The following is a 20,419-nucleotide window of genomic DNA, read 5'->3' on the forward strand; positions in this document are numbered from 1 at the left end:
TACTCCTTCCATTTTCCTATATGAACATGAGAAAAAGATGAGAAAGGAAAATTTTTAATTATTAATTGTTAAAGTTACTGTTGTTCCAGCATTTTCTTTACTTTCAAGCGTGACTCGTACATCTAAGGCATCGGCAATTTCCTTTGCAAGGGAAAGTCCAAGTCCTGAGCCGCCGCTCTTTCTGCTTCTCGCTTGATCAACACGATAGAAACGATCAAATACCATTGGCAATGCCTCTTCAGGTATACCGATCCCTCGGTCTATTATTTTAATATAGGCTTCGTTCTTTTCTATGCCAACCGCAATGGTAATGATGTCATCACTATATTTACGGGCGTTATCGAGAAATATAAACAATAGCTGCTTAAGCTTTTGCTCATCTGTAGTGACAGAGATGGAAGTCAATTGCTCCCCTTCAATCATAACATTACGATTATAAGCATTTTGAAACCCTTTTACCGTTTGTTTTAAAACATCGATTAAATTAATGTTTGTTAGCTTAAGATTCCTCTGTTCATTATGCCTAGCGAGCAATAACAGCTGCTCGGTCATTTCCCTCATACGAATGGATTCTGACAGGATAGCCTCAATCGATTCACTAAACAACTCAGGCTCCTTTAAGCCTCTTCTCTTTAAAAGACTTGCGTAGCTTTCAATAACCGTTAAAGGCGTTTTAAGCTCATGTGATGCATTGGATACGAACTGCTTCTGTTTTTCGAAGTTTGCCTCCAGCAAATCAATCATATGATTAAAGGTCTCTCCCATTTGATAAAGCTCATCTTTTGATCCTTCCTCTAATGGCAGCCGCTTGAATTGACCGCTTTCCTTAATTTCTCGCATTGTTTTAATCATACTTGTCACTGGATTAATCAGAAGATTGCTTAGAAGCCTACTCGAAATAAACACTGGAATTAAGGCCAGGATGGTAACTATGATTAACACAAGCCTAAGTGAATGCAGGTTCTCGATGGATTTTTCTAAGCTCTTTGTAATTTGCAGATTTGCGATATTTCCATCTGAAAGAATGATGGGCATGGAGTGAAAGGCATAGGTGTGATTATTAATAATCATTTCTTTACTTACCTCGCCTGTATAAAATTCTGCTTTCTCTTTCCTCAATACTTGTTCATTTAAGGATGTAACAGCTAGTGATCTCTTTGTGTCAGGTCTTACGATTCGAATCATGCCATCTACCGGAACGTACGCTCTGAGAAGTTCATTTTCTGGAATCGTTACAAGATATTTGTTAAACGTCATGGAGGTTATTTTCATTTCTTCTTTAGCTGTTTCAAGTTCACTGTTAATAAGGAAATTATTAAATAAGAAATAAATCGAAATATTCATTAACACTAACAGGATTGTAAATAAAACTCCGGTATTAAGGTTGATCTTATTACGCAGCTTCATTTTGTTACCTTAAGAACGTAGCCAACACCGCGTATTGTATGGATTAATGGCTCTTTTTCTGGAGTATCAATTTTTTTCCTTAAATAGCGGATATATACGTCTACTACATTTGTATCGCCAAAAAAGTCGTATCCCCATACGGCTTCTAATATTTGGTCACGGTTTAATACCTGCAATTTGTTTTTTAACAAATAAGCTAGAAGATCAAATTCTCTTGGAGTTAATTCAATGTCATCTTCTCCTCTTATAACTTCACGTGTCTTTTCATTTAATTTTAAATCCGCTAATGCTAGCCAGTCAGTTTCTTTCTTTTGTTCGACTGCTTTATGTCTTAATGCAGCTCGAACCCTTGCTAGCAATTCTTCTATTTGGAATGGTTTCGTTATATAATCATTTGCCCCTAAATCCAGCCCTGAGACTTTATCTTCAACCGAATCCTTCGCTGTTAACAACAAAATAGGTGTATGGCTGTCGCTCATTCGAATTCGCCGCAAAATTTCAATTCCGCTTAATCCCGGAAGCATGACATCCAATAATATTAAATCCCATTTTTTTGACCGATATTCCTCAAGACCTTTTATCCCGTCCATTGCTTTTGTTACCTTATAGCCTTCATATTCGAGCTCCAATTCAAGCAGCCTTGCTATTTTCTCTTCATCCTCAACAACTAAAATTGATTCTTTATTCAATGGAGTCTCCCCTTTTTCAATAACCATTTATGAATCAAGGTTAGCAAAAATCAGCAAATAATTCATTATCAATAAGATTAAATAGGAAAAAAGAAGGGATAAGGGGCATTTATGCCCTCTTATCCCTTCTACTCTTCAACTGACAGTTGAAGAAGCTTATTGTTTTTTAAACTATGTGAAATATTAACTGTTACTTTTTTGAGCTGATTATTTTCTTTCACTTCAAAAATAAAGGAATCCACGAAATCTGTTTCAGAAATTTTCTTTCTGCCGGCATATTGAAAATCAACAACCGCTTCACCAGGGTAATCCTCTTTGACAACTGCAGTAGCAATTCGTCCATACTTTTCATAACCATTTTGAGCAAACGCTAAATTGTGGACGTTCATAATTAAACTAATGGTAAACAACATACAAAAAAGCTTTTTCATAACTTGTCCTCCTGTAATAAAAACACTTTCCCCTATTGTTTGTGTTTTTTCATTTTTTTATGTAGTTAGTCCACAGGTTATTTGTTTTAATTTTCAGTTCCTTAATGATTCGTTTATATGCAGGAAAAAGTTGAAAACCCTTTATAATCAAGACGTCCAACATTTACAGTGTAATTTTTGTTCACATCAACATAAGCTAAAGTCAACTCCTTAAGTGAAGGAGATGGACAAATGAATAAATTAGATTATGACCGAGCGTTATATTATACACATCGCTCTGAATGGGATAATTTGCTAATATTGATGGTAAGAACAGAAGATCATTTTCTTTCCAAAAAGATCGAGTACTTCCTTCATGCGTACAACTTTGAAAAAGACTATTCCGTTATCGAGAAACATCTATATTCCTTACTCCGATACATCGACCATGCTAATGCCTATACTGCTTATGAGTTGCAAGAGGAGATTTACCAGTTACCATAAGAATTCCACCACCAAAAAAACACGGTTCTTAACCGTGTTTTTTATTGCTTCTATATGTGTCGAACATTTCTCCGATACCTATTAGCCCTTCATCTGGACATACATATTCGTATACATTTGAAGCTCATTCATTAATTGATCAACGTGTTTCGCTGGCTCTTCATGCAGCCAATCGTTTTCATAATCAAAGCAGTGAGGATCTAATACTAGCTGGCGCGGGATCACATTTGCATAGACCCCTCTCCCAACAATTCTCATATTACCGAGGGCATTCATTCCACCCTTACCTCCTCCTGCTGCAACAAGTAATGCGACAGGTTTGTTAGCAAATTGTTCACTGCCAAGGAAATCAAGCGCATTTTTTAAAGCACCGCTCATTCCACTATGGTATTCTGGTGAAGCCAAAATAATGCCATCCGATTTTAACACCTTTTCGCGCAATGCTCTAACCTCAGGAATTTGAAGTTGTAACTCCTCTCCGTTATATAAAGGCAGCTCGCCCTTACTTAAATCAATAAGCTCCGCTCCGTATTTCTTCGCGATATATCTTGAGGCAATCCCTGTTCTTCCTTTTTTTCTTGGGCTCCCATTTATAATTGTTAATTTCAACATAGTCTCTCTCCTTTTTATCACCATTTCGCTATCGTTTTTATTCATTCTAGTATAAGGGAGAGATTGTACTTTTTCATCATCGTAAAGATTTATTTTTGACTGCACTATCGGCACAATTACTAACCCTATGAATAGGCATTTCTTTAGTAAAACTAATTGATTATTCCATTTCTTACTGCATAGAGGGCAGCTTGCGTCCTATCAGCAAGTTCAAGTTTAGAAAGCAGATTAGACACATGGGTCTTAACTGTTTTTTCGGTAATGAAAAGATCAGCGGCAATTTCCTTATTACTTTTTCCTTTAGCAATTTCCCGCAGCACTTCGATTTCTCTTTTTGTCAGCTCATCTACATGTCTTCTTTCGGAATGACTTTTTCCTGATAGGTGGGATAATAGATGAGTGGTTGCCTTCGGATGAAGCTGATTTTCGCCGTTCATTAATTGAATAATGGCTTTGACAAGCTCATCTGGTTCAATGTCCTTTAATTGATAGCCAGAGGCTCCAGCCTCTATAGCCGGAATGACATGATCCTGATCAGAAAAGCTTGTTAACATCATGACCTTGATTTCTGGACAGTGTTTTTTTATTTCACGCGTTGCTTCAATCCCGTTTATAACAGGCATCTCTAAATCCATTAATACAATGTCCGGACGAATTCTTGTTGCTAATTCAATTGCCTCTTGTCCATTTTTAGCCTCACCAATAATTTCAATTTCGGGCTGCGTTTTAAGAAAAAAGACAAGACCACGCCTAACAACATGGTGATCATCTGCGATAAGAACACGTATGGTCATTTTCTCTCCCCCTAAATTGGTATAAATATTTCAATTCTAGTCCCATTTTCTTCAGAGCTTTTCAGCTTAAATTGTCCATTCAATGATTCAGTACGATCTCTCATGCTCTTTAATCCAAGAGATGGAATATTCCTTAAATCTCCATCATAATAAAAACCGCAGCCATCGTCGGTTATAACCATTTTTACATGCTTTTGATCTACAGATAAGATTAATTCCACCTTTGGCTGCCCAGAATGCTTTTTACAATTGGCGAGCGCCTCCTGACCAATTCTCCATAAGGCCTCTTCAACCTTTCCTGGCAGCGAAACTACACCCTCTACTTTAGAGCTCACTTCTAAATCAAGCATTTCACCATAACTTAAAAGGGCACTTATTATTCCATTTTCCAATCCCCTTGGCCGAAGCTGCCAAATCAATGCTCTCATTTCACTTAAAGCTTCCTGTGCTAAATCTTGTATATAGGAAAAAGTTTCTTTTGTTTCTAAATCCTTTGTCATTTCTGCCGCTCCTCTTGCCGTTAAACTTAAAGAGAATAGAAGCTGATTGACTGAATCATGCAAATCTCTAGCTAGACGATTTCTTTCCGCTGTTAAGGCATTCTCCTGCTCATGCCCTGTTAGCTTTATTCGCTTTAAAGCAGTGCCTATTTGAAAAGCAATCGATTCGAGCAAAGCCAATTCTTCCTTAGTAAAATGGGTCTTATTTGGTGAACCGACATTTAAGATGCCTATTTTCTCATCACCCGCCCGAAGAGGAACTGTAGCATGATGCGTTAATTGATTTGTGTCCGCTTTTTTTTCATTTCGAGCATCTTCAATTCTTTTGCACTCAATTATATTAATTGCCTTATGCAATCTTCCATCGATATAACGATCGATACACCAGCAGTCTCCCTTGCACATCCGCTCATTATCATTGTATGATAACGCTTCGGGCAGCTTTTCCTTTGCAGCTAGCTCGTATTTTCCATCTGGCTCAATTAGAAAAATCCATCCCGTTTCCAAGTCCGTAACATGCAGTAATTTAGCTAAAACCTCGGACAAAATTGTTTTTATTGATGTCCCTTCGTTTAATAATTCAGCAATTTCCTTTAATATCCAAATTTCCGAATGGCGATTCTCCAATGTCACCTTTATTCCTCCCAATGGATGTTCCTTCCATTATTATAATACTTTTATGTAGCCTAATCCTTAGTAATTAGAATGAAAATTTATACGACTAAAGTTGTAGTTTTGCCTGCCGGTAAAATTAAAGAGCACCGAGGAGTTTATTACCCCCGGTGCATCCCGTTTCATTATTTTTCTGCAGAATTTATCTTCTTATCAACAATCGCCATGAAATCACTCTTGATTTCCACGAGCTTTTGCTCACTTTCCGCAGAACTTGCCCCATTTACTCCGAAATAAAACTTCATTTTCGGTTCTGTTCCAGAAGGTCTTAAACAAATCCATGTTCCATCCTCAAAATGATATTTAATCACATTTGATTTAGGAAGGCTGATGGATGACTGATCCCCATTGCTTTCAGTTCGAACACCTGTTAAGTAATCCTCAACAGCAGCTACTTTTATTCCAGCTACTTGATTTAGCGGATTAGTACGGAAAGAAGCTAATATTTCCTGAATTTGTTGAGCTCCTTCCTTTCCTTTCAAAGTAATCGATTCAAGACCTTCAAGAAAATAACCGTACTGTTCAAATAGAGATAATAATCCTTCATATAATGTCATCCCTTTTTTCTTATAAAAGGCTGCTGCTTCTGAGGCCAATAAAGCAGCTTGAACGGCATCCTTATCTCGTGCAAAGTCTCCAATTAAATAACCATAGCTTTCTTCATATCCAAATAGAAACTGGTATTCCGCCGTTGCATCATATTCCTTCATCTTCTCAGCAATAAATTTAAAGCCTGTCAATACATCCACTGTATCAGCGCCAAAAGAGGATGCAATTTTTCTGCCGAGCTCAGATGTGACAATGGTTTTTAAGACTATGCCGTTTTCTGGAAGAATGTTCTTTTCTTTTTTCTGTGACAAAATATAATGCAGCAGTACAGCGCCAGTTTGGTTTCCAGTTAAAAGAACAAACTCACCAGATTGATTTCTGACTGCGATCCCAAGTCTATCAGCATCAGGGTCAGTAGCGATTAATAAATCAGCATTCTTCTCTTTTCCAACCTTTATCGCCAATTCAAAGGCTGACTTTTCCTCTGGATTAGGACTTTTCACTGTGGAGAATTCAGGATCTGGAAGTTCCTGTTCGTCTACTACATACACTTGCTTATAATGTAAAGCAGCTAAGGCAGCCCTTACAGGTATATTTCCAGTTCCATGCAGTGGAGTAAAAACAATCTTAAGATCTGTCTCACTCCCTAAGGAAGGATTTTCAGAAATCGCGACCAGCCTCTCTATATATTGACTGTCAACCTCTTCTCCAATTATTTTAATTAGCCCTTTGTCCATTAAATCTGTTTCATCGCCAATGTTGATTAAAAGTTCATTTTCAATTTCATTTACCTTCGAAATGACGATGTCAGCTAATTTAGGAGGCAGCTGTGATCCGTCAGACCCATATACTTTATAGCCATTATATTCAGGCGGATTATGGCTTGCAGTAATAACAATACCTGAGAATGCCTGCAAATACCGAACGGCAAAGGATAACTCAGGAGTAGGTCTCAATTCTTTGAATACGTACGTCTGAATCCCTCTTGTTGCCAGTGTTTTAGCTGCCTCCATGGCAAACTCCTTAGACATATGACGGGAATCATAAGCAATAACAACCCCTTGCGCTTTTGCTTCTGACCCATTTTCTTCTATGTAAGCTGCCAGGCCAGCAGAGGCTTTCCTGACTGTATATATATTCATCCGATTCGTTCCTGCCCCGATTTCTCCTCGCATTCCGCCGGTACCAAACTCTAAGTCTTTATAAAAGGCATCCTCCAGTCGTTTTTCATCTTTTTGAATCAGGTCCTCTTTTAATTTTTGATCTAAACTTTCAAATCCAATCCATCTGTCTGCTTTTTCTTTCCAGTTCACGCTATTCCCTCCCAATAGTAAAAGCGAAATTGCCTCGCTCAGGGGCGACAAGCATAAGACAGGCTGGCGAGATGGTTATACTTTAACCTTCTTGACAGACTGGCTTATGACCTCCGACGTACAGGACGTACTAGTGCCGACGAAGACATTAGGCCGTGGCGTTCTTAGTCGGCGGGCCCCTAGGCACTGTAGCTAGATAATAAAACACTATCCAATCTACAAAATCACTTCGATAAAAAGACCTTTTTCCCTTTTAAAATTTTTCTTGTTTTTTTGACATAACCATATAAATCAGCCAACATATTTGAATATTTTTTCCGTTTTCTTTAAGATAAAACAATGGACAAACTTTATTGATGACAAAATTATGACGAAACACAAAACAAACCGTGATATTCTCTTAATAGTAATTTACAACGAATGCTGAGAAGCACTATACTTTTTCTAAAGTATGATCAATTAATGAGGAGTACACTATGAATAAAACGAAAGATAATCGTGAATCGTTACTGTTTATTTCCTGGGCAGCCTCCGTTATTGCGATGTTCGGAAGCCTATATTTTTCAGAGATTCGTCAATATGAGCCTTGTACACTGTGCTGGTACCAAAGAATAGTTATGTATCCATTTGTTATTATATTAGGAATGGCGGTTATTCGAAAGGATTATCGAATCAGCATTTATTCCATGGTCCTGTCTGGTATTGGTGCTTGTATTTCACTATATCATTATTCCATACAAAAAGTGTCCTTTCTTGCTGAGCATGCCGCTTCATGCGGGAGAGTCCCTTGTACTGGCCAATATATTAATTGGCTTGGATTTATTACAATTCCATTTCTAGCTTTGACTGCTTTTATCATTATTTTTATATGCAGTTATCTTTTATGGAAAAAAACGAAAGAGGTAAAATAAGATGAAAAAAATTGTTATATTTCTTGCAGTCATCATTGTTCTTTTTGTAGCTGTCGGTTTTTTAACAAAAATGCAAAATGAAGAGAAGGTTTCCGGTGATAATCCATATGAAAAGAATAAACTTCATCCTGAAACAATATCTCAGCTTGATGACCCTAATTATCAAAATATAATCCTTCCTGAGGAATTAGAAAAGAAACTTGATAATAAAGAAGATGTGACTGTGTACTTTTTTAGCCCAACATGTTCCCATTGTCAAAGAACCACACCGGTTGTTGCTCCTTTAGCAAAGGATATGAAATTAGATCTTGTACAATATAATTTGCTCGAATTTGAAAATGGCTGGGATAAATATCTGATTACGCAGACACCTACCATCGTCCAATATAAAGATGGAAAAGAAGTTAATCGGATAACAGGATACCAAGACGAAGATGTGTTTAAACAATGGTTTAATGAAAATAGTTTGTAATAAACCTACGAAAAAAACGCCTGCAATTTTCACATTGCAGGCGTTTTCATGTTATATTAATATTTCATTTGCAGCTTTTGTATAAATACTAAGTACATCATCCTTTATCATTTTGCTGCTGCAAAATTGGCTGAAGGAAAATGGGAAGGTTAAACCAAACTCCTGTAGTGTGTATACATTTTTTACAAATAAGCCCTCATATTTCTCATCTAATTGTGGAAGTTCTAGTATGGATATAATGGTTTGCATACTCGCTATAACCTGATATGCTTCTTTTAATGTTCCAAAGTATTCGGAATGTCTTGTTGTCGTATGTAATACTTGCATGCGCTCAAATTCCTTTATTTCTTCATCAGGAAAATAAAGAGGAAAAACATTTGAATATAGAGTTTGTATAAGTTCCTTAATTTTCAGCTCTTGTACATGAGTTGAAGCATATACAACTTTCACATAAATGACCACCTTTTAAACATTGTAACCTGTTCGTAATATATATCATTAGAATAGCATATTCATTAAGTTTTTTAGGGTGGTAATTAAATCCAAAGTGTTTCCATTTTTGCATATATAAAGGAGAAGTCTATGATTAAAGCCATAAGATTTGGAGAATGGTATGAATTAACTTTGCCCCGTGATTGGGACGGATTTACTATAGATTATATTCTAAGAAATATTTGGAGAGCACCGAAAAAACAAATTCATTTTATGCGTATGGAAAACCAGGTAAAGGTTAACGGTGAATGGGTTAACTGGAATTCTCCATTAAAATATATGGATAAATTGCAATTACGAATTTTTGTTGATGAGGATTTTGGCGTGACTCCTTTTTATAAAGATGTGAAAATCCTTTATGAGGATGATCATATACTTGTTCTTAATAAGCCAGCCTATATGGATACTCACCCTAACGAGGATGGACAGACAAATACACTTTCTAATGCAGTTGCCTATCACTTACAATCCCAAGGGGAATATCGGAAAGTGAAGCATGTTCACAGGCTGGACCGCGATACGACTGGAGCCGTGCTCTTTGCCAAACATCCTCTTGTCGGAAGCATTCTGGATAGGATGCTGGAAGAAAGGATCATAAAACGCACGTATGTTGCCCTCGTTCATGGCTTGTTAAAGACTAAAAAAGGAATCATTAGGGAGCCCATTGGACGTGATCGCCACCATGCAACAAGAAGGCGTGTATCCTCAAGCGGACAACAGGCAATTACACATTTTGAGTTAATTAAAACGTATCCGAAACAAAACCTGTCACTTATTAAATGTCAGCTGGAAACTGGACGTACACATCAAATCCGTGTACATTTAAGCTATATTGGTCATCCTTTAGCTGGTGACGTTTTATACGGTGGGAAGCCCATCTTTGACCGACAAGCATTACATGCTGCTAAACTCGAATTTCCTCACCCCTTTACGATGGAAAAAATCAGCTGCAATGCTCCTTTACCTGAGGAAGAGAACAACAAATCAGTCATGCCGGCAGAGCTGCTGCAAGTTTTGCCCAGTGACCTTACCTAAATGAAAAGGGCCGCCTCTTATGCCAATTATTTGGCATTTGAGACGACCCTTCTACTTTTCTTTGTCTTGTTTCAGCGCCTAATTACTTCCTCAATTTTATTAGTCAGTCGTTCTTCTAAAGGCTCGCATAATAAGGCTTAGAAGGAATACGAGCAGCACTGAACCGATTAAGGCTGGAATAATCGGGAAGCCAGCGATATCTGGACCCCAATCACCAAAGATTGCAGACCCTAACCATGCTCCTACAAATCCTGCAATTATATTACCAAAAACACCGCCTGGAATATCTTTGCCGGCAATCATTCCAGCAACCCACCCAATAATTCCTCCTATAATTAATGCCCATAAAAAGCTAAACATAATATCACTCCTTGCTGTTTTGATTATAGTTTTTCTCCGTTTTTTTTCTTTCATTCAAAAAACTAATTTCCACTTTTTATAAGTGAACGAAAAAATTGGTACAAGCTTGAAAAGCTTATATGTAAGTTACCCAGAAATCATCACAATTACACTTTTTTTTACTAAAAAACCAAAAGCGATTGCTCTAAGGCAATCGCTCAACCTATATAAACGGCATATGCCGGGATATTAATAACAAATTACCCGCTCAGCATTTGTCCAAAACTTTTGCTTTTTGTAAAATGATGATAATGTAACCGAAATTTCACATACTAAGGAACCTATAAGAAATATNNACTTAAAACTATCTAATTCACTCATTTTCGTATAAAATTGTTTTCGTTTGGATGAAATTTTTTCTATGGGGGTTATAAACATGGTTTTCAAAAAGAAGGACAAATTCAATACGTTGTTAAGCAATATTGCATTGAACGTAAAAGAGGGTGCAATTTACTTCGCAGACTATAAACTGAACAATGTAAGTGATTTGAAAGTTTTTTCAGAAACGATGAAGGATTATGAGTCAAAAGGGGATACGTATGTTCATGAAGTGATCAGGGAATTAAATAATGCCTTTATTACGCCAATTGAGCGTGAAGATATCCTGCACCTTGCAATGAGTTTGGATGATGTAATCGATGGAATTGAACATTGTGCAGCCCTATTCGAAATGTACTCCATCACTCAGGCTGATGATTACATGCTTAAGTTCGTAGATGCAATTAAAAACTCTGCTTTTGAAATTGAAAAATCAATAGAACTTCTTTCAACAAAAAAATTACTGCAAATTAGAGAACATCTAATCATAATTAAAGATCATGAATCAAAATGCGATGGCGTTCTTCGCCAGTCGATCAAACATCTTTTCTCCGTAGAGAAGGATCCAATCAGAATCATTCAGTACAAAGAGATATACGAAAATATGGAAGATATAGCCGATAGCTGCCAAGCGGTTGCTAACACACTTGAAACCATCATCATGAAAAATGCATAAGGAGCCGTAACAAATGGATGGATTATTTATTTTAACAATCTTAATTGTCATCGGAGCCTTAGCTTTTGACTTCATAAACGGTTTTCATGATACTGCTAACGCAATTGCTACATCTGTGTCAACGAAAGCCCTTAAACCGAGGCATGCGATCATTTTAGCATCAGTAATGAACTTTGTTGGAGCGATGACTTTTACAGGTGTTGCCAAAACAATTACAAAGGATATCGTTGACCCGTTTACATTGCAAAATGGATCATTAGTTATTCTGGCTGCACTGATTGCAGGGATTTTCTGGAATTTATTAACATGGTATTATGGCATTCCAAGCAGCTCCTCACATGCGCTAATTGGCTCTATTGCCGGTGCGGCCATTGCTGCTTCAGGGTTTGCTGCTCTTAATTACCAAGGTTTTCTAAAAATTTTACAGGCGCTTATTTTCTCGCCAATTATCGCGTTTGTAGTCGGATTTATTGTTTACAGCATTTTTAAAGTCGTATTTAGAAATAACAATTTAACAAAGACCAATCGAAATTTTCGCTTGTTTCAAATTTTTACTGCTGCATTACAATCCTATACACACGGGACGAATGATGCACAAAAAGCGATGGGAATTATTACAATGGCACTTATAGCTAATAATTATGTGACAACTACAGATATTCCATTCTGGGTTCAGTTCTCCTGTGCGCTTGCAATGGGACTTGGAACATCTGTCGGCGGCTGGAAGATTATTAAAACAGTCGGCGGGAAAATCATGAAAATACGTCCTGTGAATGGCGTAGCAGCCGATATAACAGGTGCCATGATTATTTTCGGGGCTACGTTTATTCATTTGCCAGTCAGTACAACACATGTTATCTCGTCTTCTATTTTAGGAGTCGGTTCTGCTCACCGCCTAAAAGGGGTTAAATGGGGAACAGCACAAAGAATGCTTATCACCTGGGTTATCACATTACCCATTTCTGCAACGATCGCAGGTCTTGTTTACCTTCTTTTAAATGCTATCTTTTAATGGAATGAAAGATGGTATTTCGATTTTTGCTGGTTTTAAGAGGATAGACTAACTTCCTATCTTCTTAAAACCATTCACTTTTCAAAAAATTAGCAGGCTATAATAGCCTGCCACATTTTAAAAGCTGCCGGGGATGGAATCGATTCTCCAGCCCTTATCGGTTTGGCGAAAAACGATATGAACAGTTTCAGTAACTAAACTATCACCGAGCGGAACTTTTAGATTGTATTCTTTTTCAGAGCCTGCATCCTTTGTGAGAAAAATGGTTGCTCTTTCGTAATCTGCACGTGAACCTCCGTCTGCATTTGGCTGAGCAAGCTTTCCATTATGCAGGACTATGCCTGCTCTTTCCATATATTGATGAATAGCTTCCACCGAGTATGTGCTTAATAAATATTCGTTCATTTTCTCCTTTGTATCAAGGTCACTCCCCATATAACGGTAATCCATCTCATTCAATAGAAAGCTTTCAATCAGACCCTCTTCCATTTTTCCTCCGCTTGTCACATACCAGTAATTCTTTACTGCCGTTTGAACCATTTCCAGCAACATTTGTTCTTCCTGACTTTTTAGTTTCTTGTAGTCCGCCCCCGGTCTAATACTGCTAATTATTTGACCTACCTCCGGATCATGAAGAAATTCTTTATTCTTTCGAACGCCATACGTAAGAGTTTTTGTTTCAAAGAGCGGAGATAAACCATAGTTCTCCAAACTGCTAATCCAATCTTTTTGATGGGCTTCCACGGTAAATAATATTTCCGTTTGCCCATTGTCTAGGACTTTATTTACATTAATCATATATTCACTATTATTTCCTTCTTTACCTTTTATGAAAAGATTTGAAGCCAAAGCTTTCGGGATATTCATCGTGATATCTGCCTCCCGTAAATAAAAGGGAACCGTATCACTGTTTCGGTGTGCTAGCTTTTCTTCTATCTCCATTTTCAGATTTTCAAATTCATCTCTTGAAGGAAAAGTCATTTTCAAATTCATTCCCTTTTCAATTGCTTGAAACGCAAGCTCAGGATGCCCTTCTTTTAACCTTGCGTCCGCAAGATAATACCAATAATAAGGAGCATTAGGGACATTCATTGCCCTTGCATCATAATAATCAGCTACCTTTACGAAATAGGCAGGATAGAAGCTTAAGTCAGATTGAAATGAATTGTTATTCCACTTAACAAGATCTGTTCTATACACATCGGCCATTTCTCTATTCCAAATAGCTAATCTTGCCTGTGAGTCCTTTTTATCCTCTGGAATCAGAACTTCCATTTCGTGGTAGTTTAACTGTGCTAATTTTACTAATCCACCTTGTTGGCCCGGTTCCCATGTGAAAATGTCCAGGATATTCCCGGCCGATACACCTATTTTCCAGCCTAATAATAGTTCTGGTCTTCCGTCACCTGTAATGTCTGCACTGCTAGCCCAGCTGACTTCATACCCAGTCCCTTTAACCTCCGTTTCCTTTATCCATTCACCTTTTTCTTTCCGTAATATTAATGCCCCTGATTGTTCTTGTTTTCCAATGGACTGGTAAAGAAAAACGACCTCATTATCTCCGTCTCCATCTAAATCCGCTTGTATAGTAGATTCATTGCCTACTGGCTGACCAGCCGTTGTAAACATTGTTCCGGCAGGTAAGAATTCTTTAGATTTTAATAACAGTGTTTTTTCTATTTCACTAGCCGCCTCCGTGTATTGAGGTGCTTGTATTAATGTCACTGGCTCTGGAAGGAAGTTGCATCCCCCAAGAAAAAATGTACTGGCTAAAAGCAAAGCACAAAACCGCAAGTAATATTTCCTCATAATTTCCCCCTATATTTCCTCCCTACAAAAAGAATACTACAATAAGTAATGGAATTCGTTTCAAATAGGTTAACTAATCATTGCATATACATTAAGAAGATTAGATCGCTAATCGACATTAGGGAAGGATATGATGGCGGTTGTTCCTTTACCGACCTCACTATTAATCTCAAGACTTCCTCCATGGGCATGAATAATTTCGTGGCAAATAGCAAGTCCCAGTCCTGTACCAGACCCACGAAATTTGCCTTTATAAAATTTCTTCGTTATGGCAGGCAGGTCATCAGGTGGTATTCCTTTTCCTGTGTCAGCTATTTCAATGATTGTCATTCCTTCTTTCCGTTCAATATGAATGGTAATGCTGCCATTTTGGGGTGTAAATTTAAGAGCATTATCCAAGATGTTAATCAATACTTGCTTCATCCGGTTTCGATCAAGTTTAACCATTAAGCCTTCAGGCATTGTTAATACCTTTAAATTTACCATCTGCCTCTCTGCACGCGGATGCAGCTGTCCAGCCACTTCCCTTATTAATTTTGATAAATCGGCACTAGCAAAAAGATATTCTACTTTGCCAGTTGATATACTCGATAAATCAAGCAAATCCCCTAGCATCAAATTTAACCGGTCACTTTCATTTGAAATGATTTCCAGCCCTTCTTTAAACATCGGATCATCAGACAACGAATGTAAAGTAACTGCCCATCCTTTTACAGAGGTTAACGGCGTTCTTAATTCATGTGAAACAGATGCAATAAATTCATTCTTCAGCTTTTCATGCTTTTCAACCTCTCTAGCCATAAAGTTTAATGTGTCAGCCAGCTTGCCGATTTCATCATCTTTTTTCTTCGGTATTCTTGTCGCAAAAAAACCAGCAGCCATTTGCTCTGCCGCCAATGTAATGGTGCTTATTGGTTTTGTAATGGAGACTGCCAGGAAATAGCTAATACATGCTACAAGCAAAATAACAATGATTCCGATTCCAGCTAACATTACTGAATTTTGAATAAAAACAGAATATAGGTTGTCTATAGATGAAATAAACCTGACCGCTCCAATTGGCTCATTTCCCACTAAAATTGGCTGTGTTACTGCTAACAGTTTTTCATCACCGTTATCACCCATCCAATAGCCTGTAGTACCATTTAAAGCAGATTTAACATCCTCAAGAGCCGCAAGATTTAATTTCCCCTGATCATGAGTATTGGCAAGCACAGTCCCATCAGAATCAATAATTTGCACCTGTGCACCGATGTTAAAATGATATTGACTAAGAAGCTGTTCCGCTTGATGGGATAATTTTCCGGACTCAATGTATGGCTCATAAAAAGTTGAAAACATGGATCCCTGATCTCTAAGAGCCTGTTTGACTCCCCCCATGTAATAAGTGTAAAGGGCAGATAGAATAATAGTCTCATATAGAACTACTGTAAAGATGATTAATAAAAGATAACTCCATACTAGACGCTTCTTAATCCCTTTCTTCATCCCAGCTTTTCGCCTTCCTCAAAGCAATACCCAAATCCCCAGATCGTTTTTAAATATAATGGATTTGAAGGGTCATCTTCAATTTTTTCTCTTAATCTTCTAATATGCACATCAACTGTTTTAGGGTCTCCAAAATAATTTAATCCCCATATCTCATCAAGGAATTCATCTCTTGAAATGGTTTCATTCAACTTTTCAAAGAAATATTTCATTAGTTGAAATTCACGGGGAGTTAACTTTAAAAGCTGTCCCGATTTATAGACTCTTTGTGTTTTAATATCAATTACGTATGGTCCTGCCTCTAATTTTGAAGTTTTTGCCGGCTGTTGTATGATTTCTGTTCTTCTTAATACAGTCCTAATTCTAGCTACAAGCTCCAGCGGATTAAAAGGCTTCACAATATAATCATCTGCCCCAAGCTCAAGACCCATTATCTTATCCATATCCTGCCCTCGTGCCGAAAGGATAATGATTGGCAGCTGAGGATTCTTTTCCCTTATCGTAGTGCAAATCTCAAAGCCATCCATGTCAGGAAGCATGAGATCAAGAATAACTAAAGATGGGTTATACTCTTCAACTAGCTTTAAGGCAAGCTTCCCTTCACCAGCTTCCATTACTTCAAAATTAGATCTTTGTAAATTAAATGCGATTAATTTGCGTATGGACTGCTCATCTTCAATAATTAATATTTTTCCATTTGTCGTCATCTTTTTTTCACCCTATATGAATAATTTTCATTTTCCCATCTAAATTAGACGTTAGAATTGGCGAACTGTCACATCTTACCATTATATTTTCCTTCTTATAAAAATTCCCTAAAAACCTTTCCATTTCCTCTTTTATTTGAAAATTCTTCCTGTAGAATAGAGATATAGTTCTTATATAGGGGGGACAGCTTTATGCCTGATTGGTCCTATCACCCTTTGTTTAAGCCATGGCTTTCCCGGCTATCCGGTTCGGCTGGAAGAGAATTCATTCACCGGGGAATGTGTATGATTGCGAGTGTACCAGGCGGAAAACAAGGAATTGAATTTCTAGGCCATATGAAACCTTCTCCCACAATAGGCAAAAGGTTATTTAATTGCACATTTTCAAGCCCACTCGGCTTAAGCGGGAAAATTGACCCGCTATTGTCCGGAACAAAGGCATTTTCTTATCTCGGCTTCGGTTTCATTGAAGTAGGTCCTGTCAGTTTGGATCCTAATGACTCCAAAGAGACAGCAAGATTTGATAATCAAACAGGGACCATTCTTTATCCAAAGCCCCTCGAATCAATAGGGATCGATCAAACCGTGCAAAGGTTAAAGAAACAGAAGGCTACTATCCCACTATTTATTCGATTAAATTTATGCTCCAGTGAAAGTATGGATGAATTAATAAAGCTTTCAAAGCCGTTGACACCATTTGCAGATGCATTTGTGATTGACTTTCTTTCATTACTAAACGCCAGTCAGCATTTAGGACTTCTTGCAAAAGAAAGCAAGAAACCAATTATTCTGGCCATTGCTCACAATAAAATAGGTAGGTTCCTGCCTCACATTCAATCACTAATCAGCTCAAATTTCATAAATGGATTATTAATTGAGGAAGCGAATGAAGATCAGCCTTCGGGCAGGCAAACTATGGAGATAGCCGGTGCCTTAAAGCTTCTTCAAGGTAAGCAAATGGCGGGGATTCCTATTATTATTTCAGGAGGGATATATGAGCCTGAAGACGCCGTTCTGCTTCATGATTTAGGAGCAGACCTTATCATGCTGACAGAGGGCTATGTCTCTTCTGGCCCTGGTCTTCCAAAAAGAATTAATGAAGCTCTTGCTGATTCTAAAGGAATAGATGACGGAATGGATGTTATACAAGGCTGGAAATGGTATTGGCTGTTTGGGATGATTATTTTCTGCGGAGGACTTCTTGCACTTATTTTTAGTATGACACGAGTCATTCTTCCGTATGATGAAGCATTTATCCAAATGACAAGAGAGGAATTATTGGCCTTAAATCCGAACATCCTTAAATTTATGGCTCATGATAGGATGACCCTTGCTGGAACGATGATTTCTGGGTCGATTCTTTATATGCAGCTAGCAAAAAACGGAGTGCAATTTGGGTTGCATTGGGCAAGGAAAGCCATTAATATTGCTGCCATTTCAGGATTTTTAGGAATACTTCTATTTATCGGGTATGGATACTTTGATTGGCTGCATGGTTTATTTTGGCTTATCCTGCTTCCATTTTTCATATGGGGTGTTCGTCAAACAAAAGGAGCCATTCATTCTCCCGTTTCAAAAAACCGCAGAAATACCTCGAATTGGAAAAAATCACTATGGGGCCAGCTTTGCTTCGTCATTTTGGGATTTTCATTTGTCATTGGGGGAGTCGTCATCTCGACTATCGGGACTACAAGTATTTTTGTACCGACAGATACTGGGTTTATTTGTATCCCGCCTGAGATTCTTAATGAAATTAATAACCGGCTAATTCCAGTTATTGCCCATGATCGGGCCGGGTTTGGGAGTGCCTTATTTAGTGTCGGGCTGCTTGTACTCATGATGGCGCTTTGGGGCTTTCATGAAGGGGCTAAATGGGTATGGTACTCCTTTCTATTTGGGGGCCTGCCAGCCTTTTCAGCCGGTATCTTAACTCATTTTTTTATTGGTTATACGACCTTTATTCACCTTCTTCCAGCATACTTTGCCTTACTTCTTTATATTGCTGGGCTTATTTTATCAAAAGGGTTTTTATTTGATAGTGAAAATCTGCAAAATGAAAAAAATCGGCAAATGCCTTCGTAGGCACCTGCCGATTTTTTTTATGCTTCTGCTTCAATTTTCTCTTCCATATTATTATAAACAGTTGAATCGATTTCACCAGTCATTCGACTCGTTAGAATCCCTGATGTCATAGAACCACTAACATTAAGTGCAGTACGCCCCATGTCGATTAGCGGCTCGACTGAGATTAAGAGACCGGCTAAGGCAACTGGTAAATTCAAAGCGGATAAAACTAAGATAGCTGCAAAGGTTGCACCGCCGCCAACTCCAGCAACACCGAAAGAGCTAATCGCTACAACGGCAATAACCGTTGCAATGAATGATGGTGATAATGGATTAATTCCAACTGTTGGCGCAATCATAATTGCAAGCATAGCTGGATAAATTCCAGCACATCCATTTTGCCCAATCGAAAGACCAAACGATCCAGAGAAGTTGGCAATCCCATCAGGGACTCCAAGAGACTTCTGTGTTTGAATATTTAATGGCAGGGCGCCAGCACTTGAACGAGATGTAAAGGCAAAGGTTAGTACAGGGAATGCCTTTTTCACATACGTTACCGGATTAAGTCCAGCAAATGTCAGCAATAATAAATGAATTAGGAACATAACGAGCAATGCAACGTAGGACGCGAGCACAAACTTACCGAGCTTTAGTATGGCATCAAAATCACTCAATGCTACGGTCTTTGTCATAATAGCAAGGACACCATATGGAGTTAAGCGTAAAATAATCGTCACAACACGCATGATTATAGCGTAAAATGCATCTACAATTTTCGAGAATAATTCAGCTTGTTCAGATGCCTTTCTTCTAACCCCTAAATAGGCAAACCCAAGAAATGCTGCAAAGATAACAACAGAAATCGTTGAAGTTGGACGTGCACCAGTTAAATCCAAGAATGGGTTAGCTGGCAGTAATTCCAAAATTTGCTGTGGGAGATTTTTTCCTTCTAATTCAAGATTTCTTTGCTCCATCACTTCACCGCGGGCTATTTCAGCATCACCTTGAGTAATTTGAACAGACTCCAAATTAAAGCCTAAAGTTGTAGCAATACCTACAGCGGCTGCTACAGCTGTTGTTGCAACTAGCAAGCCAATAATAAGAGTACTAATCTTTCCTATATTATTGCTCAATTTCAGCTTCGTAAAAGCAGTTAATATCGAAATGAATACAAGTGGCATAACAATCATTTGCAGAAACTTTACATAGCCTCCGCCAACAATGTTGATCCACGATGATGATTCAGCAACAACCTCTGAAGTCGGTCCATAAATAAACTGTAAAGCAAATCCAAACACAATCCCTAATCCTAATGCGGTAAAGACACGTTTAGAAAATGATATATGTTTTTTCTGCATATAGAACAGGCCAATAATAATTAATAACATAATAGCAATATTTATGATAACAAGCCCTGTTGTCATTTTATTTCCTCCTAAAATAATAATCTTTAATAATGATAAAACTATATCTCATGTAATCCTATGAGTCAAGTAGGAATTAAAGAATCTTATTTATTTTTATTAATTTACCCTTGACTATTTTTTAAATGCATAATACTTTTTTTATTTGAAGGTTTATTTTAC

The 20,419-nt window shown here is 37.7% G+C and carries 20 protein-coding genes; 7 read left to right on the forward strand and 13 right to left on the reverse strand.

The features are described from left to right. Positions 1 to 54: 54 nt before the first annotated feature. The 3 genes from V7164_RS20930 to V7164_RS20940 all read right to left on the reverse strand — a co-directional run bounded on the left by V7164_RS20930 (position 55) and on the right by V7164_RS20940 (position 2,527). Positions 55 to 1,407, reverse strand: coding sequence for a sensor histidine kinase (locus V7164_RS20930; protein ID WP_335355133.1), 1,353 nt, complete (start codon positions 1,405 to 1,407; stop codon positions 55 to 57). Continuing rightward, on the reverse strand, positions 1,404 to 2,096 hold the full coding sequence (locus tag V7164_RS20935; protein ID WP_335355134.1) for a response regulator transcription factor: 693 nt from the start codon (positions 2,094 to 2,096) through the stop codon (positions 1,404 to 1,406). The genes V7164_RS20930 and V7164_RS20935 overlap by 4 nt, the downstream gene beginning before the upstream one ends. A gap of 128 nt (positions 2,097 to 2,224) precedes the next feature. Then, positions 2,225 to 2,527 carry a DUF3889 domain-containing protein gene (locus tag V7164_RS20940; RefSeq protein WP_335355135.1) on the reverse strand — a complete coding sequence of 101 codons (303 nt, stop codon included), beginning with the start codon at positions 2,525 to 2,527 and terminating at the stop codon, positions 2,225 to 2,227. Positions 2,528 to 2,758: 231 nt separating this feature from the next. Between V7164_RS20940 and V7164_RS20945 the strand changes: the two genes are divergently transcribed. Beyond that, a complete protein-coding gene (locus V7164_RS20945; protein WP_335345829.1) occupies positions 2,759 to 3,010 on the forward strand; it encodes a YhdB family protein in 252 nt (83 codons plus the stop codon). Positions 3,011 to 3,091: 81 nt separating this feature from the next. Here V7164_RS20945 and V7164_RS20950 read toward each other — a convergent pair whose 3' ends face one another. The 4 genes from V7164_RS20950 to V7164_RS20965 all read right to left on the reverse strand — a co-directional run bounded on the left by V7164_RS20950 (position 3,092) and on the right by V7164_RS20965 (position 7,450). Beyond that, the gene (locus V7164_RS20950; RefSeq protein ID WP_335355149.1) at positions 3,092 to 3,619 is read right to left on the reverse strand and encodes an NADPH-dependent FMN reductase; all 528 of its coding nucleotides are present in this window, start codon (positions 3,617 to 3,619) and stop codon (positions 3,092 to 3,094) included. Positions 3,620 to 3,774: 155 nt separating this feature from the next. Beyond that, on the reverse strand, positions 3,775 to 4,416 hold the full coding sequence (locus V7164_RS20955; RefSeq protein ID WP_335355136.1) for a response regulator transcription factor: 642 nt from the start codon (positions 4,414 to 4,416) through the stop codon (positions 3,775 to 3,777). A gap of 11 nt (positions 4,417 to 4,427) precedes the next feature. Further along, a complete protein-coding gene (locus V7164_RS20960; protein ID WP_438824734.1) occupies positions 4,428 to 5,543 on the reverse strand; it encodes a GAF domain-containing sensor histidine kinase in 1,116 nt (371 codons plus the stop codon). Positions 5,544 to 5,713: 170 nt separating this feature from the next. Further along, complete coding sequence (locus tag V7164_RS20965; RefSeq protein ID WP_335355138.1) at positions 5,714 to 7,450, reverse strand: phospho-sugar mutase; 1,737 nt, start codon at positions 7,448 to 7,450, stop codon at positions 5,714 to 5,716. Positions 7,451 to 7,926: 476 nt separating this feature from the next. Here V7164_RS20965 and V7164_RS20970 point away from each other — a divergent pair, with 476 nt between their 5' ends. Beyond that, entirely contained in the window at positions 7,927 to 8,361 is a 435-nt protein-coding gene (locus V7164_RS20970) for a disulfide formation protein C (protein WP_335355139.1), read from the forward strand. A 1-nt stretch (position 8,362) separates the two neighbouring features. Beyond that, positions 8,363 to 8,833, forward strand: coding sequence for a thioredoxin family protein (locus tag V7164_RS20975; RefSeq protein ID WP_335355140.1), 471 nt, complete (start codon positions 8,363 to 8,365; stop codon positions 8,831 to 8,833). A gap of 51 nt (positions 8,834 to 8,884) precedes the next feature. On the opposite strand, the gene V7164_RS20980 is transcribed toward V7164_RS20975, so the two are convergent. Next, entirely contained in the window at positions 8,885 to 9,283 is a 399-nt protein-coding gene (locus V7164_RS20980; protein ID WP_335355141.1) for a YhcU family protein, read from the reverse strand. Positions 9,284 to 9,415: 132 nt separating this feature from the next. Between V7164_RS20980 and V7164_RS20985 the strand changes: the two genes are divergently transcribed. Continuing rightward, positions 9,416 to 10,360, forward strand: a complete 945-nt coding sequence (locus tag V7164_RS20985) for an RluA family pseudouridine synthase (protein ID WP_335355142.1) — start codon at positions 9,416 to 9,418, stop codon at positions 10,358 to 10,360. Between the two features lie 99 nt (positions 10,361 to 10,459). On the opposite strand, the gene V7164_RS20990 is transcribed toward V7164_RS20985, so the two are convergent. Next, positions 10,460 to 10,720: a GlsB/YeaQ/YmgE family stress response membrane protein gene (locus V7164_RS20990; RefSeq protein ID WP_335345567.1), complete on the reverse strand. Its 261-nt coding sequence runs from the start codon at positions 10,718 to 10,720 to the stop codon at positions 10,460 to 10,462. 415 nt (positions 10,721 to 11,135) lie between these two features. Between V7164_RS20990 and V7164_RS20995 the strand changes: the two genes are divergently transcribed. Together V7164_RS20995 and V7164_RS21000 are read left to right on the forward strand one after the other, a co-directional pair. Then, positions 11,136 to 11,753 (forward strand): DUF47 domain-containing protein, encoded by a 618-nt coding sequence (locus tag V7164_RS20995; protein ID WP_315668054.1) that lies wholly within the window; start codon positions 11,136 to 11,138, stop codon positions 11,751 to 11,753. Positions 11,754 to 11,766: 13 nt separating this feature from the next. After that, positions 11,767 to 12,765: an inorganic phosphate transporter gene (locus tag V7164_RS21000; protein WP_335345568.1), complete on the forward strand. Its 999-nt coding sequence runs from the start codon at positions 11,767 to 11,769 to the stop codon at positions 12,763 to 12,765. Positions 12,766 to 12,882: 117 nt separating this feature from the next. Here the strand turns inward: V7164_RS21000 and V7164_RS21005 are convergent, their stop codons facing one another. The 3 genes from V7164_RS21005 to V7164_RS21015 all read right to left on the reverse strand — a co-directional run bounded on the left by V7164_RS21005 (position 12,883) and on the right by V7164_RS21015 (position 16,769). Then, positions 12,883 to 14,574 (reverse strand): DL-endopeptidase inhibitor IseA family protein, encoded by a 1,692-nt coding sequence (locus tag V7164_RS21005; protein ID WP_335355143.1) that lies wholly within the window; start codon positions 14,572 to 14,574, stop codon positions 12,883 to 12,885. 108 nt (positions 14,575 to 14,682) lie between these two features. Then, positions 14,683 to 16,062, reverse strand: coding sequence for a sensor histidine kinase (locus V7164_RS21010; RefSeq protein WP_335355144.1), 1,380 nt, complete (start codon positions 16,060 to 16,062; stop codon positions 14,683 to 14,685). Further along, on the reverse strand, positions 16,059 to 16,769 hold the full coding sequence (locus V7164_RS21015; protein ID WP_335345571.1) for a response regulator transcription factor: 711 nt from the start codon (positions 16,767 to 16,769) through the stop codon (positions 16,059 to 16,061). The genes V7164_RS21010 and V7164_RS21015 overlap by 4 nt, the downstream gene beginning before the upstream one ends. 192 nt (positions 16,770 to 16,961) lie before the next feature. On the opposite strand from V7164_RS21015, the gene V7164_RS21020 reads away from it, so the two are divergent. After that, positions 16,962 to 18,851 (forward strand): dihydroorotate dehydrogenase, encoded by a 1,890-nt coding sequence (locus V7164_RS21020; RefSeq protein WP_335355145.1) that lies wholly within the window; start codon positions 16,962 to 16,964, stop codon positions 18,849 to 18,851. Between the two features lie 17 nt (positions 18,852 to 18,868). On the opposite strand, the gene V7164_RS21025 is transcribed toward V7164_RS21020, so the two are convergent. Beyond that, positions 18,869 to 20,257: an L-cystine transporter gene (locus V7164_RS21025; protein ID WP_335345573.1), complete on the reverse strand. Its 1,389-nt coding sequence runs from the start codon at positions 20,255 to 20,257 to the stop codon at positions 18,869 to 18,871. Positions 20,258 to 20,419: the final 162 nt, after the last annotated feature.

Origin of the sequence: Bacillus sp. JJ1474 (genome assembly GCF_036965225.1) — a bacterium.
Classification (GTDB): Bacteria; Bacillota; Bacilli; order Bacillales; family Cytobacillaceae; genus Cytobacillus.